This window comes from Aeromicrobium sp. P5_D10 (assembly GCF_054049535.1).
Genome location: NZ_JBFUME010000001.1, coordinates 176,603 through 193,701 on the forward strand (window position 1 = coordinate 176,603; position 17,099 = coordinate 193,701).

Here is a 17,099-nt window from a genome sequence, read left to right on the forward strand (position 1 = left end):
GATGTTCGAGTATGAGTTCTGGAATCTGACGATCGACCGCACCAAATCCAGGTCGGCCGTGTGCCGCATGCTCACCGATGCCGCCGAGTACCAAGGCTGGGAGCTCGACCGGCTGCGAAAAGACGGCACGGGTCAACGCACTGTCACGCTGCGTCGCAAGATCATCCGCATGCGCAGCACCCTCTAACCCCAACGCTCGCGAGTCACCTAGTTACCGGCCGCGAGTCACTCGCGTTCTCGCCGGTGGGGATTGCGTGACTCGCGAGCGGTAATTCAGTGACTCATGAGCGTTAGGCGAGGTTGAGGAATTCGTCGAAGACCCGGGAGCCGAACTCCAGGGAGTCGACCGGGACCCGCTCGTCGACACCGTGGAACAGCGCGGTGAAGTCGAGGTTTGCGGGCAGTCTCAGCGGGACGAAGCCGAATGAGGTGATGCCGAGCTTGTGCCAGGCCTTGGCGTCGGTTCCGCCCGACATCAGGAAGGGCGCGATGTGGGCTTCGGGATCTTGACTGTGCAGCGCGACCGTCATGGCATCAACGAGGTCGCCCTCGAAGGCGTACTCCAGAGCATGGTCATTGATATGACGCTCCACGACCACCTGGTCGCCGACGATGTCCTGCACGGCCGGCAGGAACGACTCACCGTGCCCGGGCAGGAAGCGGCCATCCACATAGGCGATCGCCTCGCCGGGAATGACATTGTGCTTGTAGCCGGCCTCCAGCATCGTGGCGTTCGTGGTGTTGCGGATGCCCGCGCCGATCATCCGAACGGCCGGACCGAAGTGCGCCAACAGCTCATCGGCGGTGCCGTCTGTGCCCGTCAGTTCACGCACCTTGGCCAGAAGCAGCGTCATCGACGGTCCGGGTTCGGCCGGCCATTCATGCTGCCCGAGTGCCAGCAGACCGCCGGCGAGATGCGAGATCGCATTGTCGCTGTTACCCATCGAACCGTGGCCCGCGGTGCCACGCGCGCGAAGGCGCATCCAATCGATGCCCTTCTCGCCCGATTCGATCAGGTAGAGCCGCTGGCCGCCGACTTCGGTGGAGAATCCTCCGACCTCGCCGATGGCCTCGGTGCAGCCCTCGAACAGTTCAGGATGGTGTTCGACAAGCCAATGCGCGCCCAGTAGGCCTCCTGCCTCTTCGTCAGCGGTGAACACCAAGGTGATGGGGCGGTCGGGAATCACCCCGGCTCGTTGCCGAGCACGTACGACCGACAGCAGCATCCCGTCGAAGTCCTTCATGTCGACTGCCCCGCGACCGAACAGATAGCCGTCGACGACCTCGGCCGCGAACGGATCGACCGACCAGTCGGAAGCCTGCGCAGGGACGACATCGAGGTGTCCGTGGATCAACAGACCAGGACGGGGAGAGTTCTGATTGCCCCATCGGGCAATGACGCTCGCACGACCCGGCGTCGACTCGATGATCTGCGAGTCGATGCCGACCTCGGCGAGCAGTCCGGCGACGTATTCGGCCGCTTTGCGCTCCCCCGGTCCCGAATCGTCGCCGAAGTTGCTGGTGTCGATCCGGATCAGCTCACGGCAGATGTCGAGGGTCTCGCCCTCCGGGGTGTAGGCCATACCGCGATCGTACGTCGGCGGCTCGATCAGGCCAGAAGGCCGTCGATGACCCGGGAAAACAGCGCCCGGCTGCTCGCACGAGTCAGCCCGTCGAACAGCCGCGGCACCCCCCTCACGCGAATGTCCTCGCGCCAGGTCACCCGGCTCCTGCCGCCTATCGGATCGACACTCAATTCGGCCCATCCGCTCACCACCCGCCCGCGTTTCTCCAGGCGGCAGAACGCGGGCTCATCCCACTGCACGACGTCCATGGGATCGTGAAATCCCGCTCGCCCGATTCCGGTGAACGCGTCGAAACCGCGCGTCGTGAGGCTGATCCGGGTCAACGGGACGAAGTCGCCGTGGCGTTCCCAGTCCGTCAGTCGGGACCAGGCCTCTTCGGGGCTGAGGTGTACCTCGCGCACGATCTCGATCAGGGCCACGGCATCATCGTAGGCATGCGCACCATGCCTTTCGACTCGATCGCCGACGTCAAGATTAAATTGGCGTCCGCCGGATACCTCGCGTCGGACGCGATTGCGACGACGGTCTTCTTGGCCAGCGAGCTCGGCAAGCCCTTGCTGGTGGAAGGCCCTGCAGGCGTCGGCAAGACCGCCCTGGCCACGGCTGTCGCGACGGCCTGCGGATCGGATCTGGTGCGGCTCCAGTGCTACGAGGGCGTCGATGAGGCCCGCGCGCTCTATGAGTGGAACCACGCCAAGCAACTCCTGCGGATCACCTCCGGGCGAGGTGAGACCTGGGACGATGCACGCGATGACATCTTCTCCGACGACTTCTTGCTGGCCCGCCCGCTGCTGACCGCCATCCGCAATGAGAATCCATCGGTCCTGCTGATCGACGAGACCGACAAGGCCGATGTCGAGATCGAAGGCCTGCTTCTCGAAGTGCTCGGGGAATTCCAGGTCACGATCCCCGAGCTCGGAACCATCACGGCCAAACACCGGCCATTCGTCGTCCTGACATCGAATGCAACCCGTGAGCTGTCGGAGGCATTGCGCCGTCGTTGCCTGTTCCTGCACGTCGATTTCCCCGATCCCGCTCTGGAACAGGAGATCGTGTCGTTGAAGGTGCCCGGGCTCGACCAGACGCTGGGTGAGTCACTCGTGCGAGTGATCAACGCACTGCGGGCCATGCCGCTGCGCAAGGCGCCTTCTGTCTCGGAGACGATCGACTGGGCTCGGACGCTGGTGGCTCTCGGCGCCGACATCCTCGATGACGAGGTCGTCAAGGACAGTCTCGGCGTGATCCTCAAACATCAGGACGATTTGGAGAAGGCGCGGACCCGACTCGACCTGGATGCGGTGCTCAGCCCCTCATGAGCATCGGGCACGTTCAAGGCTCGGCCGGCGATGTCGCCGGCCGGTTGGTCGAGTTCGTCACGGCACTTCGTTCCAAAGGCATTCCTGCAGGTACCAGCGAAACGGTCGACGCGGCCGCGGTGATCGAGGTCCTCGGTATGAGCGATCGCCATCAGCTGCGCGAAGGGCTGGCCGCCGCGCTCGTGCGCCGCGGCGGTCAACGCGATGTCTTCGACATGACCTTCGACATCTACTTCCCGGCCGGAGTCGGTACTCCGCAGTCGGCACTCGAGACCGACGACGATTTCGATATCGAGGACCTGCGCGATCTGCTGGCGATGGCGCTGGCTGAAAACGATCTTCGGGCGCTCGATCAGATCGCTGAGATCGCGGTGGACCTGCTTGGACAGGTCGGCCAGCCCGGATCGTCCAATGCCGGCTGGTCGGCCTACCAGACGCTGGAACGTCTGCGGCCGCAGACACTACTCGCCCAGGCCATGCAGTTGCGAGGCGAAGGCGGCGGACAGGGGAAGGGTCAAGGTCAAGGCACCGGATCAGGACAAGGCGGCGCGAACGGCGACATACTCGAGCGGATCGAACGCGACGAGGTCCGGCAGAACATCGACCGGCTCCGGCTGATGGTCGCCGCCGAGGCTCGGCGGCGAACCGCCGAAGTGCGCGGGCGCGATATCGTGACGCGCCACGCGGTGCGGTCAGGGACCGATCGCATCGACTTCCTCAGCGCGAGCAAACAGCAGCTGGAGGAACTTCGCCGTACCGTCACGCCGCTGTCACGCAAACTGGCCACCCGACTGGCCGCGCGCCGGCGTAAGGCGACCCGTGGCCGTATCGATATCCGCCGCACCCTCCGGCGTTCGATGTCGACCGGCGGCGTGCCGATGCATCCGGTCTTCGCCAAGCCGCATCCGGCCCGTCCCGAACTCGTGCTGTTGTGCGATGTCTCCGGATCGGTGTCGGGCTTCTCCGGGTTCACGATGCATCTGGTGCAGGCGCTCAGCAGTCAGTTCAGCAAGATCCGGGTCTTCGCATTCGTCAATGCGATGGACGAGGTGACCGATCTCGTCCGCGAGGACAGCGACGACCTCTCTGACCGCATCGCCCGCGATGCGCACATCACCAAGTGGCACAGCAGCAGCGACTACGGTGAGGCATTCGGCGACTTCCACGCCGAGTACATGAACGCCATCGGCCCGCGGACCGCCGTGCTGATCCTTGGCGATGCGCGCAACAACAACCAATCGCCCAACCTCCCGGCGCTGCACGCCATCAGCCAACGCGCCAAACGCACGTTCTGGCTCAATCCGGAAGCGACCATGCGGTGGGGTCTCGGCGATTCCGTGGCCCCGCAGTACGCCGAGGTCGTCGAGATGCACGAATGCTGCAATGTCGATCAGTTAGCGAAATTCATCACCCGGTTGTTGCCTGTCTGAGCCCACGCCCCTACCGTGTCTCCATGACGACTCCGGGGAGGGTGGCCAGTTCTGGCCATCGAAGTCGACGCCTGATCGGCGCAGCCATGGCCTCGGCGACAGCCCTCGCACTCCTGATTGCTCCCGGAGGTTCAGATCCTGCGCAGGCCGCGCCTGCCACGGTCAACATCTCGCCTGCGACCGATCGCTGGACACCGTCGAAGAATGCCCGAGTCAGCGCGATCCGCTCCAGCGCGACGACACCCTCGCTGCAGGTACGGCCGAAACGCCATTCCGGACGCAAGAACATCTCGATGCGTTCACCACTGTCGTCGCGTCCGATCGCGGCCGCCGGCACGACCGTGACAGCCACGGCCCGTATCCGCACATCTGAGCCCGGACGCGTGCTCCGATTCCGTATCCAGGAGGTCAATGCAGGTAGCCCAGTCACAAGCCGGACCACGATCGTCCGTCCGTCGAGTCGAGGCTGGTACACCGTCACTACATCCGTGCGGACCAAGAAGGCCGCCAGTCGGGTACGCCTGTACGCCCGGGGGACGAAAATCCGAAGCCGGAACTTCGTTCGGATCCGCAACATCAGTGTCGTCGCGACAGCTGCCCCGACCGTCCCTACTCCCACCCCGACACCGACTCCCACACCAACGGTTCCCACGCCTTCGCCGACCAACCCCCAGCCGTCACTGTGCGAGGACATCGACTACTCAGATCCCGAACAGGGAGAACTCACGTTCGCCGACGAGTTCGAGGGAACCTCGATCGACCGCGACACGTGGCGGGTCCGTGACAACACGTTCTTGAATCAGGACCGAGCCTGGATCACCAAGGATGCGGTGTCGGTCAGTGACGGTGCGCTCAACATCACCGGCAAGCGACTGCCTGAGTCCGAGTGGCGGACCAACCTGAACGCGATCTACCCCGACAATCTGGTTCGCGACTACTCGACCGGATACGTCGACACGATCGACAGCGCCGGCTTCGGCAACGCAGAACGCGAACGGTTCGGACAGAAGTACGGACACTTCGAGGTCCGCGCCTGGGTGCCGAGCGCCGCCACCGCATCGCGCGGCATCTGGCCCGCGTTCTGGCTGCGGGCCGACGACAAGCCCGGCGAGATCGACGTCATCGAGTCATATGGCGGCAAGACGATCAAGAGCTTCGATCCCTCGTCCTCCTATGAATGGAACTCTTGGCACGACACGCTGCAGCAGATGTCGAAGGACCACACCTGGGGCAGGGCCGATGTCGGCGATGACAAGATCTGGCAGGGCTGGCACCGATTCGGTGTCAACTGGTCGCCCGATTGCCTGCGCTACTTGTACGACGGCAAAACGGTCGGACTCGTCGATTTCAACGATCCTGACACCAAGTCGTACTTCCGGGGCGACACCTTCGACTCGACATTCCATCTGCGCATCAATATGCAGGTCGGTTCGAAGTACTGGGGCTGGGCCTCTCCCGAGCACACGCGCGACGAGTTCACGTACAAGGTCGATTGGGTGCGGGTGTATCAGGGCAAGGAACTGCTCAACCGACCCTGACCGGCACGAGAGGACGCCGCCGACGGCGGGCGACCGCGGTGTCGAGCGAGAGGCCCGCCGCCAGGAGCAGGACCGCTACGACGCCGTCGAGCCACCAGTGGTGTCCCGTGGCGGCCACGACGAAAACCGTAACGGGTAGATGCATCAGCACGAGCCACCTGATCGGATGGCTCGTCATCGCGAAGACGCCGAGAGCCACGACAGCTGCCCAACCGACGTGGATCGACGGCATCGCGGCGTATTGATCCGACACGCCGGTGCCGACGTCACCGTAGACCCCGAGCCCGAACCGGCTCGACAAGTCGACGAAGCCGAGTTCCTCGACGAAACGCGGAGGAGCAACGCGCACGAACCGGATCAGCAAACATCCCGCGGTCACGACGACAAGACCGTTGCGCCAGCGCGGGTACATGTCGCGGTGACGTACGAAAGCCCAGATCAAGAACGTGATCAACGCCGGCACGTGAACAATCGCGTAGTAGCCGTTGACAGCCCGTGCGAGGGAGTCATGGCCGATCACGAAGTGCTGCATCGAGATCTCGGTGGGCAACCGTAAGAAGTGCTGCACGGCGTCGATATCTCGGGCTCGGTCCAGCGCTCCGGTCTCATGCGTGATCGGCAGCATGCGCGCCAGGCGCCAGATGGCGTAGAGACCGGCGATATAGGCGAACTCGCGGAACGCCGGAAGCGTCGCATCCCCTATCCGGCTCGGGGGCAACTGCCGGACGAGGAGCCAGGCCATGACGCTGACCGCACACGCGAGAGCTGCTTGCTCCCAGGACGGCCACGGCACCCGCTCATTCTGACCCGATCCCCTGAGCGAGATCCGACCGGGGTGAGATCGCCTCGGCTAGGCTCGCATGATGACGGCGACGTTCCGCCTCGGATTTAAGAACATCCTGGGGTCCAACTGGACGCTGCTGCGACATCGCTGGCCCGGCCGGGCCGTAATGCTCGAACGCGAGCTCAACGGCCAAGACGGTGCCGACGCAAGCGTCTACTTCTTCGTCGAGGTCAACCGCGGCGCCGAACGACGGAGCCTCGCCAGGATCCTCCCGGGCTGGGATGTGGCCCGGTCACTTCACGGCCGCAACGACGCTTACAGCGACCCGGCACAGCATCGGCTGATCACGATGCAGGAACTGCCGCTCGGCACCCGTACCCGTCAGCAGCGGTACGTGACGATCGTGAGGTACGAGCATCTCCCCAGCGGTGTCGAGTGGACTGCCGCGACAACCCATCTGTCGTCTTCTGCCGGGACGACCGCCGAGAAGGCCACGGAGTCCCGCGCGGTGCAGGCCGTTCGGCTGGCCGAACTGTGCCATGAGCATTCTGTCGATGTCGTCGCCGCCGATCTCAACAACATCGCCTTGCGGCCGGGCACTCCGCGTGCAGTACTCGAGGCGGCCGGTTACGCCGACTGGCGCGGACTGGTGGACGTCGAGAACGTCGATCACGACGTCCACCACACGATCGGCGAAACGGTGCAGCGCAATGGCCGACACCTCGATGCGATCTACGTCGGATCCCGGGTCGAGGTGCTGGACGGCCGGGTGCTGGTCACCGAACCGGACAGTTCAGACCACCTCGGTCTGGTGTGCACGGTCCGGATCGGTTAGCCCGGGACCGACGCTGTGCGCAGCTCGGCGATGTCCCCGCGCGCGGCACGAGCTGACGCCTGCCCGGCCAAGGTGTCGGCAGCCACGTTGAGCGGCCAGACCGTGAGATCGGTCAGGTGCGCCTTGACCTTCTGGAAGAACACCGGCTGATCGGCATCGCGCCGTGCCTGCATGAGCGCGTAGATCGCCTGCACGATCTCCACGTTGGCGACGGTCTCCTTCTTGGAGTTGCGCCAGCCATTGCGTGCCCACCCGCCGGCCCAGGTCGTGGCGCAGCCGATCGTGTAGCTCGAATCCGCCTGGATCACCAGTGGACGATCCGCGAAGTCGCGCAGGGCGTTCTCGACGGCCAGCAACTCCCCGATGTTGTTGGTGCCGGTCAGCAGACCACCGCACGCCGATGTCCCGTCGTCAGCGACGTAGGCCCAACCCGTGGGCCCCGGATTCGTGACGCACGAACCGTCGGTGCCGACGACGATTGCGTCGATCATGGAACTGACGTCGGAATGGTCACGGGCCAGCGTCACGGATACTCCTGAGGATGTCATCGGCCGCGCGGCTGCGACGGCCCCACGAACCCTAACGTCAGCCCACCCAGAAGCCACGCCCGCCGTCGAACAGGTCACGGTAGGTACTGCCGGTACCGCCGAAATCGCCGCCCGGGCCGCCGCGACCGCTACGCGTGCCCAAGTACGAGCCGACGACCGCGGCACCCAGATCGTCGAGTTCCGGCGCGATGACTGTGCCGTCGGCGCGCTTGGCCAATGAGTCGATGAACCGGGCCAGGCCCGCATCATCGCCCAGACGAAAGAACGTCGTGTGGGCACCGAGTCGGCGCGCATTGTCGAGTTCACGTACCGCGAGCGCCACGGTGACCGGATGCGGCGGATAGCCGAAATACACCTCTCCGCTCGACTCCAAGTGCGCCGTGGGCTCACCGTCGGTGACGATCAGCAGTACCGGTTGGGCACCCGGATGTTTGCGGAAATGTCGATTTGCCAGCAACAGTGCGTGGTGCAGGTTGGTGCCTTTGGCATACATCGCATCCAGTGCCGTCAACTGTTCGATATCCATGACCTCGGCATGGCGACCGAAGCCGATGAGTTGCAGATCGTCTCCGCGGAACCGGCTCGTGATGAGCGTGTGCAGGGCCAGCGCGGTGCGTTTCATCGGAACCCACCGGCCGTCGAGCGCCATCGAGAACGATGTGTCGACCAGCAGTGCGACGCAGGCCTGGGTCCTCGCCTCGGTCTCCTGCACCTCGACGTCGCCGATCTCGACGCGTACACCTGCGGCAGAATTCCCGTGCTCGGAGGCGGTCCGGGTTATCGCATTCGTGATGGTCCGGGTCACATCCCACGGTTCGGTGTCGCCGAAGGCCCACTCGCGGGTCGCGCCCGATCGCTCACCTGCCGCCCCCGCTTGACGCAGATCCCGGTTGCCCTGGCGCCCTGACATCTTGTCGGCGACATCGCGGAGCAACGCCTTGCCGAGTTGCCGCATGGCCTTCGGCGTCAACTTGAGCTGCCCGTCGGCGCCACGCTTCATGGTTCCGGAGTCGCGCAGGGCCTTCTCGAGGGACTGCAGCGTACGGGCGTCGACCGCGGCCTCCTCGCCCAACTGACGGGCGAGCTTGTCGAGGTCGATATCGTCCATCCGCGATCCGCTGTACGACTGCGAGATCTGGTCGGAGAGCTGGTCGAGGTCGGCGATGTCCTGGAACACACCCGTGCCGTCGCCGAGGCCGAGTCCCTGCTCACCGCTCATCTGCTCAGAACCGCTCCAGTCCTCACCTGGCCGCAGGGACTGCAGATTCCCGTCGAGCTGGGACAGCGATGCCATCAGCTCCGGCGAACCGAACGCCTGCTGAGCCAGGGCGTCGAGTTCATCACGTTGTTCGGGCGTCATCGAATTGCGCATCCGCTGCGCCGCGGCGGCCCGTTGGGCAAGGATGTCGAGGAGTTCCTCGATGGTTGCCGGATTCTCGGGAAAGAACTCGCCGTGCTCGGCCATGAACTCGTCGAACCGATCTTGGTCGGCTTCGCCCCGGGCATGCGCCTCGAGCAGCTGGTTGAGGTCCTGAAGCATCTGGTTGATGGCCGCCCGATCCTCATCAGTGGCATTCTCCAAGGCCTGCTTCATGCCGGCGAACCGCTGTTCGAGCATCTCTCGACCCAGAAGGTCCTTGATCTTCTCGAAATCCTCCCGAGCATCGCTGCTGCGCCAGTTGTAGTCGTTCAGCTCGCTGACGGCCGCAGCAGCCGAACTGGGCAGATTTCCCAGTTGCATTTCGGCCAAAGTGCGGTCGACGTCGTCCAGATCGACATCGCGGGCCAGCTGCTTTCGCTCGCTGAGCACCGCCCGATCGAGCAGCTCGCGGATCTCCTGCAGCGTGCCGTCGAGGTTGTGACGCTGCGCGAGCTCCCGTCGGCGCTCGGCGATCTGGCGGGCCAGGTCATCCAGTCCGGCCTGATCTCGTCCCCCACGTCGCAGAAACTCCCGCAGAGCATGCTCTGGGGAGTAGCCGGCCATGACGTTCTCGCCGATTTCACCGAGGGCCTCGGCCAGATCCACCGGGGGCGCGAGCGGATCGGGCCCGTCGACGTACTTGCCGTAACGGGCGTCGCGGGTGAGCCTGCGGTTGGCTCTAGCCATACACCGTCTCTCCCTGTCCGAACTCCTTGCCGACCTTCCGCTCCAGATACAGCCCTTCCAGCGCCAGCTCGATGGCGCCGGCACGCTGGCCCTCATTACTCGCTCCGAGCCGGGCGCAGACCTCCTCGTACACCTCGGACTCACCCAGAACCGGCAGACCGGCCAAGAAGTCACGGGCCGTCACCTGTTCGCCGGTCGTGACCAGGATTCCGCTCTCGAGCGCATCGATCAGCAGCCCGAAGTCGATCCCCCGCAGATACTCGCGCACAGTCTCGGCGGTAGCCGTGCGCAGCAGATGGTCGAGGATCTGATCCTCACGGCCCTCTTCGCCCGACTCGAACTCGATTTTCCCGCCGAGGACGTCGACCGCCGTCTCCAGGTCGACCGGACGGGCCACGGCGTGCTCCTCACCCTGACGAGTCGCGCGATGGATCGCGGCCGCGGCGATCGTCTCGGCACCGGCGATCGCGAACCTGGCGCTGACGCCGCTGCGCTGGTCGACGGCACTCGAGCCTCGCAACGCGCGGGTGAACCGGGCCAGGATCTCGACGAGGTAGTCGGGCACTTCGGCGATCAGCTCGGCTTCCTGACGGATCACCGCGACCTCGTCGGCCAGCTCGGTCGGATAGTGCGTCCGGATCTCGGCGCCGAACCGGTCCTTCAACGGCGTGATGATCCGACCGCGGTTGGTGTAATCCTCGGGGTTCGCGCTCGCGACGACCAGGACGTCCAGCGGGAGGCGGAGGACATATCCGCGGATCTGCACATCGCGTTCTTCCATCACATTGAGCATCGCGACCTGAATACGCTCGGCCAGGTCGGGCAGCTCGTTGATCGCCACAATGCCGCGGTGGCTGCGCGGGATGAGGCCGAAATGGATCGTCTCGGGGTCACCGAGGCTACGCCCCTCCGCAACCTTCATCGGATCGACGTCGCCGATCAGATCCGCGACGCTCGTGTCGGGCGTCGCCAGCTTCTCGGCATAGCGGTCATCACGCTGCACCCAGCTGATCGGCATATCGTCGCCGAGCTCGGCAGCACGTCGCAGGCTCGCGGTCGTGATGGGCTCGAAGGGATGCTCGCCGAGCTCGGATCCGGCGATGACGGGCGTCCATTCGTCGAGGAGGCCGACCATCGTGCGCAGCAGCCGGGTCTTGCCCTGCCCCCGTTCGCCGAGCAGAACGATGTCGTGTCCCGCGATCAGCGCGCGTTCGAGCTGCGGGATGACAGTCGACTCGAATCCGTGCAGACCCGGCCAAGGATCGCGACCGTCGCGCAGCGCCGAGAGCAGGTTGTCGCGGATCTCGGCCCGCAGGGATTTGTGGACGTGGCCGGAGGCTCGCAGCTCACCGACGGTATGAATTGTGGGTGCAGTCACACGACAACGCTACTGCGCCGGCACCAACACGTCTCATTCCTCGGTCAGCGACGGCGGCGGACCGTCGGGGTCGAAGCCGTCCAAGATGACGTCGCGAACCCGCTGGGTCTGTTCAGCCGTCCAGCCATCGAGCTGCAGGACCTGCGCCCACCCGTTGACGTGGTCCCCGACGTACGTGTGCCCGTGGCCTGTGGGCACGTTCTGGCTCACGGCCATGTCGGCCGCGGTCTGCCAGAACGTCACGAACGGGATCCACCGCATGGACGGGAGCACATCGCGGCCACGCGGCTCCGACAACCAGTCCGGCTTGCTCCAGATCAGATCCGGACTCCACCAGGTGATCGGGTCGGACGGATGCAGGAGATACAGCACATGGGGTCCGTCCCATGGCTGGTCGACCGGCTCGGCCGGCTGGGTCGCATCATTGCTGAACCGCACGATCCGGCCGTGTCGGAAGACCGGCTCGACTTCGCCGCTTCCGGCGTCACGCTGGTCGGTGAACTCACGAAACAGCGTGTTGAAGTTCGGCGGGCCGACGAACAAGGCGCCCGAACTGCGATTGGCCAGATCGGCTTCCCCGCTGAACGCCGTCTCGCCGCCGAACGAGCCCAAGCTCTCCCCGAAGATGTAGATCTTGGGACGCGACTCCTTGGGCAGAGCGCTCCAGCGCTGGTAGACCGCATCGAACAGGGCCCGGCCCGCGTCGCGGGCATTCTTCTGGTCGACCAGGTAGGAGATCCAGGATGGAAGATAGGAGTACTGCATCGAGATGATCGCGGAGTTCGCGGTGATGTACTCGAAGGAGTCCACTGCTCCCGGCTCGAGGAATCCGCTCCCGGTCGTGTTGGCGACCATGAGGTATTCGCGGTCGAAACCGCCCGCCCGTTCGAGCTCGTCGACCGCGAGCTGGGCACGCTCGTCGACGTCCTCCGCCGCGGCGGTGCCCACATACGCGCGCACAGGTTCGACCGCCGGACGACCGGTGGCCTCGGTGATCTGCTCGGCACTCGGACCGCCGACCACGAAACGACGTCCTTGCCTGCCGAGATCCTCCCAGTCGACCAGGGAGACGTCGCTACCCGATCGGGTCGCGAGCTCAGGTGCGGTCAATCGCGAAGAAATGGTCTGATCGCCCAGTGAGAACGAGGCGTCGACCGCCTTGATCGCATTGTCGTAGACCAGGCCGCTCAGCACCAGGAACGTCGCGACCGCGACCGCGAGCCAGCCGGTGGCACGTGCTGCGCGGGGCCCGATCTTACGCGCCAGGAGAGACGAGAGACCGCGATAGGCGCTGCGCAACGCCCGGCCGACACCGACCAGCACGACGAACGTCACGACACCGACGACCGGCATCATGATGAACCGCGAGATCGAGACGTCGCCGGCTCCCATCAGTTCGCGTACTTGCGACTGCCAGCGTTCTCCGAGGACCACTGCGACAACACCTGTGACAATCGCGAAAACCCAGAACAGCCGCCAGGAGTTGACTCCCGGCCTGCGCCGTTCACGATCGGCGTACTCACGCCATACCCACGCGAGTGAGACACCTACGCCGTACCCGATCGCTCCGTTGATGCCGGAAAGCACGCCCTGGAACAGGCCGCTTCGCGGCAGCAGTGAAGGAGTGAACGCCAGCGCGGCGAAGATCCAGGCCGCCCATGCTCCGGGCAGGGTGTAACGCAGCACCCGCGACGCCGTGAAGACGCGACGGAAACGTCCTGGCCGAGACGTTTGTGTGCTGCTGGTCGACATCACGTGCGAGATCCTACTGCGATCCGGCTCAGGGAGCTTCGTGCACCGCATAGGACGTCGAGATGTCGTAGTCGTAGAGCACACGGGTGCGCAGTGCGACATCCTGCACCGAACGGCCGCCGGTGTTCACCGCACACCACAACAGCCCCACGGGAAAGACGACGACCAGCGCTGCGCGGATCAATGACCAGGCGAACCCGAGTCGACCGCCGTGCCGGTTGACGACTCGGGTGCCCATGATGCTGGCACCCAAGGTCTTTCCGGTCGCTGACCACGAGATCGTCAGATAGCACACCATGACGATCACGCCGCTGACAATCAGGATCGCCCAGCTCGTCCGCGGCCAGTTGAAACGGACCGGATTGGTCACGAATCGAAGCGCGATGATCGACAGGTGCCCGAGCAGGACGATCAACCCCACCACCAGGTAGTCGATGACGCCGGCTGCCGCACGGGTCACAACACCAGCTGGCCGGCCATGCAGCGAGGCGACTGCCCGCCTCCTCGATCCGGTCATGGTGCTGTCTCCCCCGTCGGTTCGGTCTCGCCTCGGCGCCTGCGCCGCCTACTCAGGAAGCGCGCGACCGCCTCGTCGGCCGTCGCGGCGCTCGCTCTGGCACCCGTGACGACGTCGGAGGCCACACCGGATGTCGACTCGCGGATGAGGGCCGACAAGTCGATCTCTTCGATGACCTCGTTCGTCAACCCGGCCAGATCGATCCTGGTGCGAGCAAGTTCGGTCAGGTCGAGACGATCGAGGATCGACTCGACGATCTGGCTCACGTCGACGTGGTCTGCGATCAGAGTTGTCAGATCGAGTCGGGCCAGTACGGCATCGGCGATCTTGGGCACCTGCGCATCCAATAACGTCTCCAGCACGTCATGGAGGATCTCCAGTGAGGCTTCGCTCCCGCGATGCACCCTGGCTGACATGTCCTGCAGCGCCCGCCCTGGTGAAATGGCCTCCGGGAGCAAAGGCGGATGCAGCGCAAGGGCCGCGAGCCTGCGCCCTGGGACTATCGCGCCACGCAACAGATCAGCTGCCGCGTCCAATCCGCGCCCGAGCGGACCATCATCTGGTTCTGCCATCTGATGTCTCAGGCACCCGTCCGGCGTGCGCTCGCATCCCAGCCCTGACGGGCACTGGCAAGACCCCGCACATGGTTCAACTGCGACAAGATGCCGACGACGGCCAGCGCCGCGAATCCCAACGTCCAGTACCAGTGACCATCGATGTTCTCGGTCACGGCAGCCTGGTCGAAGTCTGCCGTGTTCAAGACGCCGGCGATCAGCATGACGCCGGCGATCAGCACCGTCGCGCCGGACAGCGAGCTCAACACCACGAGCAGAACCATCGGCACATCGGCCGCGATCGCCAGCAGCGCGACGGCCAGACCGCACACGACTCCCACGCCGATGATGACCCAGTCCCACTCGACACCGAGCGCGCCGGTGACTGCGGCACCGAGGACGAATCCCATCGAGCCGAGCGAGAGGATCACGCCGATCGCGTAGTAGAGGTATGCCAACAGAGCGAACACCAGCGCCAACACGAGGCCGATGATCCAGCCCAACGCCGAGGCGAGGTAGCTGTCGTCGTTGATCCACGTCGCAAGCGTCGCGCCCAGCCCGAAGCCGATCACCGCGCCCCAGATGCCGAGCACGAGCCGCAAGGTCCAGTAACCCCGGAAACAGAGCATCAGTCCGGCCAGGACGGCCAGGATCCCTACGAAGACATCAGACATGCGAAGCCACCTTTCGTCGTTGTCCGGATCACCTGGTCAGCGATGGCGGCGGCGGGAGACGAGATATCCGATCGCCACCCCGATCGCGGTGATCAGGAACAGCACAAGCCACAACGGCATGCTCACGTGCATCCAGAACAGATTGATGTCGACTCGGTTGCGGTTCTGCAGGATGAACGCGACCGTCAAAATGACCAGGACTATTGCGATCCAGCGTTCGCGGACGACAGTCAACAGCGGCGCTCGGTCGGGGGTCGGTGTCGTCATGGCAAGCCTCTCGGAACGAGTTGACACGTGCTGGTCCGCCGAAGTCTACGCTTCACGCCGTTCACCGCATCGTCTGTTTGAGCCGATCGGCCGCCATCTGAGCGCCACGGTAGTGCAGACTTCCGGTCATGACTTCTGCGATACCGGTGCTCGACAACAGCCCGTCGACCATCGCGCTCCTGATCGGATTCGCGCTCGCGGCCACCTCGATCCTGTTCAAGATCGCGGCATTGGGCTTCATACCGGGCAACCGTCGCCCATCGTCGGGAATGGCCTGGCTTCTGGCCATATTGCTCAGTCCATTGCTCGGATTCATCGCCTTCGCCTTCTTCGGCAACACTCGCCTGGGACGGGACCGTCATCGCCGCCAGCGTGAAGCGTTCGAGAACGTCGCGACCCACACCGAAGGCCTCATCGAGCCCGAAGGGGTCGAGACGACGCCGGCGATACGCACCGTCGTCCACCTCAACCGTCAGCTCAGTGCTCTGCCCGCTGTCAGCGGCAACACCGTGGAGTTCATCGAGGACTACTCGACGTCGATCGCCAAGATGATCGAGGCCATCGAGGACGCCCGCGACTTCGTTCACATCGAGTTCTACATCACCGCGCTCGATGAGCTGACCGGCCCGTTGATCGACGCACTCGAGGCCGCCGACCGTCGCGGGGTCGCGGTTCGCATGTTGTTCGACCATCTCGGTTCTCGTGGCATCCCCGGATACGCCAAGCTGCTCGAACGCCTGGAGAACGGACCGATCGAATTTCGAGTCATGTTGCCGATCAAACCGCTCAAGGGCAGATTCCGTCGACCGGACCTGCGCAATCACCGCAAACTTCTGGTCGTCGACGATCTGGTCGCATTCACCGGCTCACAGAATCTGACCGAGCCGGGTTACAACAAGCCCAAGAACCACAAACTCGGCCGCGCATGGGTCGAGCTCATGGTGCGTCTGGAGGGGCCGGTCGTGGCCGCGCTCGACGCCGTGTTCGCCTCGGACTGGTACGTCGAGAGCGATGTGATGCTCGATGTGTCCATGCCGCAGAAGCAGACGGTCGCCGTGAACGACGGCTGCGTCAGCGATGTCGCGTGTCAGCTGGTCCCCAGCGGCCCGGGATTCGTCGCGGAGAACAATCTGCGCATGTTCACGAGCCTGATCTACGGCGCGACCGAGCGGATCTCGCTGACCAGCCCCTACTTCGTGCCGGACGAGTCGCTGCTCTACGCCGTCACGACTGCGGCGATGCGCGGCGTCGAGGTGGAGCTGTTCGTCAGCGAGGTCTCCGACCAGTTCATGGTCGGTCACGCCCAGGCCTCGTACTACCAGGCATTGCTCGATGCCGGCGTACGGATATATCTGTATCCCGCTCCCCTGATCCTGCACTCCAAACACTTCACGATCGACGACACCGTGGCCGTGATCGGATCGAGCAATATGGACATGCGCTCATTCGGGCTCAACTACGAGATCTCGCTCATGATGCTGGGATCCCAGGTCGTCGCCCGGATGCGCGAGGTCGAAGACCACTACCGGGAGTTGTCCAGTGAGCTGCTTGCCGAGGACTGGGCGCGTCGTCCTCTGCGAAGACGATATGTCGACAATGTGATGCGGCTGACCTCTGCCTTGCAATGAGGTGACAGTTCACGCGTCATACATCGATGAGGCCCGCGTCTCAGAAGTATGCAAGAAGCACTCTTGACCAGCGCGGTAGCGGTCGTCCTCATCAATGTCGTGGTCGTGACCCTGCTCGCGGCCCAGTACTTGAGCGAACGGCGGCGCTGATCCACGCCGGCCGATATTCGAGATCGCGCACATTC

17 protein-coding genes are annotated in these 17,099 nt (G+C 64.7%); 6 read left to right on the forward strand and 11 right to left on the reverse strand.

Annotated elements, in window-relative coordinates; all coding sequences use genetic code 11:
• The first annotated feature begins 1 nt into the window (after position 1).
• A complete protein-coding gene (locus ACXJKC_RS00925) occupies positions 2 to 187 on the forward strand; it encodes a DUF5703 family protein (RefSeq protein WP_396046908.1) in 186 nt (61 codons plus the stop codon).
• A gap of 103 nt (positions 188 to 290) precedes the next feature.
• Here the strand turns inward: ACXJKC_RS00925 and ACXJKC_RS00930 are convergent, their stop codons facing one another.
• Positions 291 to 1,583 carry a M20/M25/M40 family metallo-hydrolase gene (locus ACXJKC_RS00930; protein ID WP_456694783.1) on the reverse strand — a complete coding sequence of 431 codons (1,293 nt, stop codon included), beginning with the start codon at positions 1,581 to 1,583 and terminating at the stop codon, positions 291 to 293.
• A 26-nt stretch (positions 1,584 to 1,609) separates the two neighbouring features.
• A complete protein-coding gene (locus tag ACXJKC_RS00935; protein ID WP_456694784.1) occupies positions 1,610 to 2,005 on the reverse strand; it encodes an SRPBCC family protein in 396 nt (131 codons plus the stop codon).
• A 15-nt stretch (positions 2,006 to 2,020) separates the two neighbouring features.
• Here ACXJKC_RS00935 and ACXJKC_RS00940 point away from each other — a divergent pair, with 15 nt between their 5' ends.
• From ACXJKC_RS00940 to ACXJKC_RS00950, 3 genes are read left to right on the forward strand one after another with little or no spacing between them, the layout of a single operon-like run.
• On the forward strand, positions 2,021 to 2,902 hold the full coding sequence (locus ACXJKC_RS00940; RefSeq protein WP_456694785.1) for an AAA family ATPase: 882 nt from the start codon (positions 2,021 to 2,023) through the stop codon (positions 2,900 to 2,902).
• Positions 2,899 to 4,332 carry a vWA domain-containing protein gene (locus tag ACXJKC_RS00945; protein WP_456694786.1) on the forward strand — a complete coding sequence of 478 codons (1,434 nt, stop codon included), beginning with the start codon at positions 2,899 to 2,901 and terminating at the stop codon, positions 4,330 to 4,332. Before ACXJKC_RS00940 ends, ACXJKC_RS00945 begins: the two co-directional genes overlap by 4 nt.
• Positions 4,333 to 4,355: 23 nt before the next feature.
• Positions 4,356 to 5,870: a glycoside hydrolase family 16 protein gene (locus tag ACXJKC_RS00950; RefSeq protein ID WP_456694787.1), complete on the forward strand. Its 1,515-nt coding sequence runs from the start codon at positions 4,356 to 4,358 to the stop codon at positions 5,868 to 5,870.
• On the opposite strand, the gene ACXJKC_RS00955 is transcribed toward ACXJKC_RS00950, so the two are convergent.
• Entirely contained in the window at positions 5,857 to 6,663 is an 807-nt protein-coding gene (locus tag ACXJKC_RS00955) for a phosphatase PAP2 family protein (protein ID WP_456694788.1), read from the reverse strand. The two genes, ACXJKC_RS00950 and ACXJKC_RS00955, sit on opposite strands and share 14 nt — an antisense overlap.
• Positions 6,664 to 6,733: 70 nt before the next feature.
• On the opposite strand from ACXJKC_RS00955, the gene ACXJKC_RS00960 reads away from it, so the two are divergent.
• The gene (locus tag ACXJKC_RS00960; protein ID WP_456694789.1) at positions 6,734 to 7,489 is read left to right on the forward strand and encodes a hypothetical protein; all 756 of its coding nucleotides are present in this window, start codon (positions 6,734 to 6,736) and stop codon (positions 7,487 to 7,489) included.
• Here ACXJKC_RS00960 and ACXJKC_RS00965 read toward each other — a convergent pair.
• Genes ACXJKC_RS00965 through ACXJKC_RS01000 form a run of 8 tightly spaced genes read right to left on the reverse strand, consistent with a single transcriptional unit; the run spans position 7,486 to position 15,286 of the window.
• Complete coding sequence (locus ACXJKC_RS00965) at positions 7,486 to 8,016, reverse strand: ribonuclease H family protein (protein ID WP_456694790.1); 531 nt, start codon at positions 8,014 to 8,016, stop codon at positions 7,486 to 7,488. The genes ACXJKC_RS00960 and ACXJKC_RS00965 overlap by 4 nt on opposite strands.
• Positions 8,017 to 8,074: 58 nt before the next feature.
• Complete coding sequence (locus ACXJKC_RS00970; RefSeq protein ID WP_456694791.1) at positions 8,075 to 10,144, reverse strand: vWA domain-containing protein; 2,070 nt, start codon at positions 10,142 to 10,144, stop codon at positions 8,075 to 8,077.
• The gene (locus tag ACXJKC_RS00975) at positions 10,137 to 11,522 is read right to left on the reverse strand and encodes a magnesium chelatase (protein WP_456694792.1); all 1,386 of its coding nucleotides are present in this window, start codon (positions 11,520 to 11,522) and stop codon (positions 10,137 to 10,139) included. The genes ACXJKC_RS00970 and ACXJKC_RS00975 overlap by 8 nt, the downstream gene beginning before the upstream one ends.
• 33 nt (positions 11,523 to 11,555) lie before the next feature.
• Complete coding sequence (locus ACXJKC_RS00980) at positions 11,556 to 13,274, reverse strand: alpha/beta hydrolase (RefSeq protein ID WP_456694943.1); 1,719 nt, start codon at positions 13,272 to 13,274, stop codon at positions 11,556 to 11,558.
• A gap of 28 nt (positions 13,275 to 13,302) precedes the next feature.
• Entirely contained in the window at positions 13,303 to 13,791 is a 489-nt protein-coding gene (locus ACXJKC_RS00985; RefSeq protein WP_456694793.1) for an RDD family protein, read from the reverse strand.
• Positions 13,788 to 14,363 (reverse strand): hypothetical protein, encoded by a 576-nt coding sequence (locus ACXJKC_RS00990; protein ID WP_456694794.1) that lies wholly within the window; start codon positions 14,361 to 14,363, stop codon positions 13,788 to 13,790. The genes ACXJKC_RS00985 and ACXJKC_RS00990 overlap by 4 nt, the downstream gene beginning before the upstream one ends.
• Before the next feature lie 8 nt (positions 14,364 to 14,371).
• On the reverse strand, positions 14,372 to 15,019 hold the full coding sequence (locus ACXJKC_RS00995; protein ID WP_456694795.1) for a TM7S3/TM198-like domain-containing protein: 648 nt from the start codon (positions 15,017 to 15,019) through the stop codon (positions 14,372 to 14,374).
• A 36-nt stretch (positions 15,020 to 15,055) separates the two neighbouring features.
• A complete protein-coding gene (locus tag ACXJKC_RS01000) occupies positions 15,056 to 15,286 on the reverse strand; it encodes a lipopolysaccharide assembly protein LapA domain-containing protein (protein WP_456694796.1) in 231 nt (76 codons plus the stop codon).
• Positions 15,287 to 15,414: 128 nt separating this feature from the next.
• Here ACXJKC_RS01000 and cls point away from each other — a divergent pair, with 128 nt between their 5' ends.
• Entirely contained in the window at positions 15,415 to 16,914 is a 1,500-nt protein-coding gene (gene cls, locus ACXJKC_RS01005) for a cardiolipin synthase (protein ID WP_456694797.1), read from the forward strand.
• Positions 16,915 to 17,099: the final 185 nt, after the last annotated feature.

Bases quoted from the DNA above. Each gene is read 5' to 3' on its own strand.
- ACXJKC_RS00960 (WP_456694789.1), top strand. From the start codon at position 6,734: ATGACGGCGACGTTCCGCCTCGGATTTAAGAACATCCTGGGGTCCAAC.
- ACXJKC_RS00940 (WP_456694785.1), top strand. From the start codon at position 2,021: ATGCGCACCATGCCTTTCGACTCGATCGCCGACGTCAAGATTAAATTG.
- ACXJKC_RS00995 (WP_456694795.1), bottom strand. From the start codon at position 15,019: ATGTCTGATGTCTTCGTAGGGATCCTGGCCGTCCTGGCCGGACTGATG.
- ACXJKC_RS00980 (WP_456694943.1), bottom strand. From the start codon at position 13,274: ATGTCGACCAGCAGCACACAAACGTCTCGGCCAGGACGTTTCCGTCGC.
- ACXJKC_RS00990 (WP_456694794.1), bottom strand. From the start codon at position 14,363: ATGGCAGAACCAGATGATGGTCCGCTCGGGCGCGGATTGGACGCGGCA.
- cls (WP_456694797.1), top strand. From the start codon at position 15,415: ATGACTTCTGCGATACCGGTGCTCGACAACAGCCCGTCGACCATCGCG.
- ACXJKC_RS00945 (WP_456694786.1), top strand. From the start codon at position 2,899: ATGAGCATCGGGCACGTTCAAGGCTCGGCCGGCGATGTCGCCGGCCGG.
- ACXJKC_RS00985 (WP_456694793.1), bottom strand. From the start codon at position 13,791: ATGACCGGATCGAGGAGGCGGGCAGTCGCCTCGCTGCATGGCCGGCCA.
- ACXJKC_RS00930 (WP_456694783.1), bottom strand. From the start codon at position 1,583: ATGGCCTACACCCCGGAGGGCGAGACCCTCGACATCTGCCGTGAGCTG.
- ACXJKC_RS00950 (WP_456694787.1), top strand. From the start codon at position 4,356: ATGACGACTCCGGGGAGGGTGGCCAGTTCTGGCCATCGAAGTCGACGC.
- ACXJKC_RS00925 (WP_396046908.1), top strand. From the start codon at position 2: ATGTTCGAGTATGAGTTCTGGAATCTGACGATCGACCGCACCAAATCC.
- ACXJKC_RS01000 (WP_456694796.1), bottom strand. From the start codon at position 15,286: ATGACGACACCGACCCCCGACCGAGCGCCGCTGTTGACTGTCGTCCGC.
- ACXJKC_RS00970 (WP_456694791.1), bottom strand. From the start codon at position 10,144: ATGGCTAGAGCCAACCGCAGGCTCACCCGCGACGCCCGTTACGGCAAG.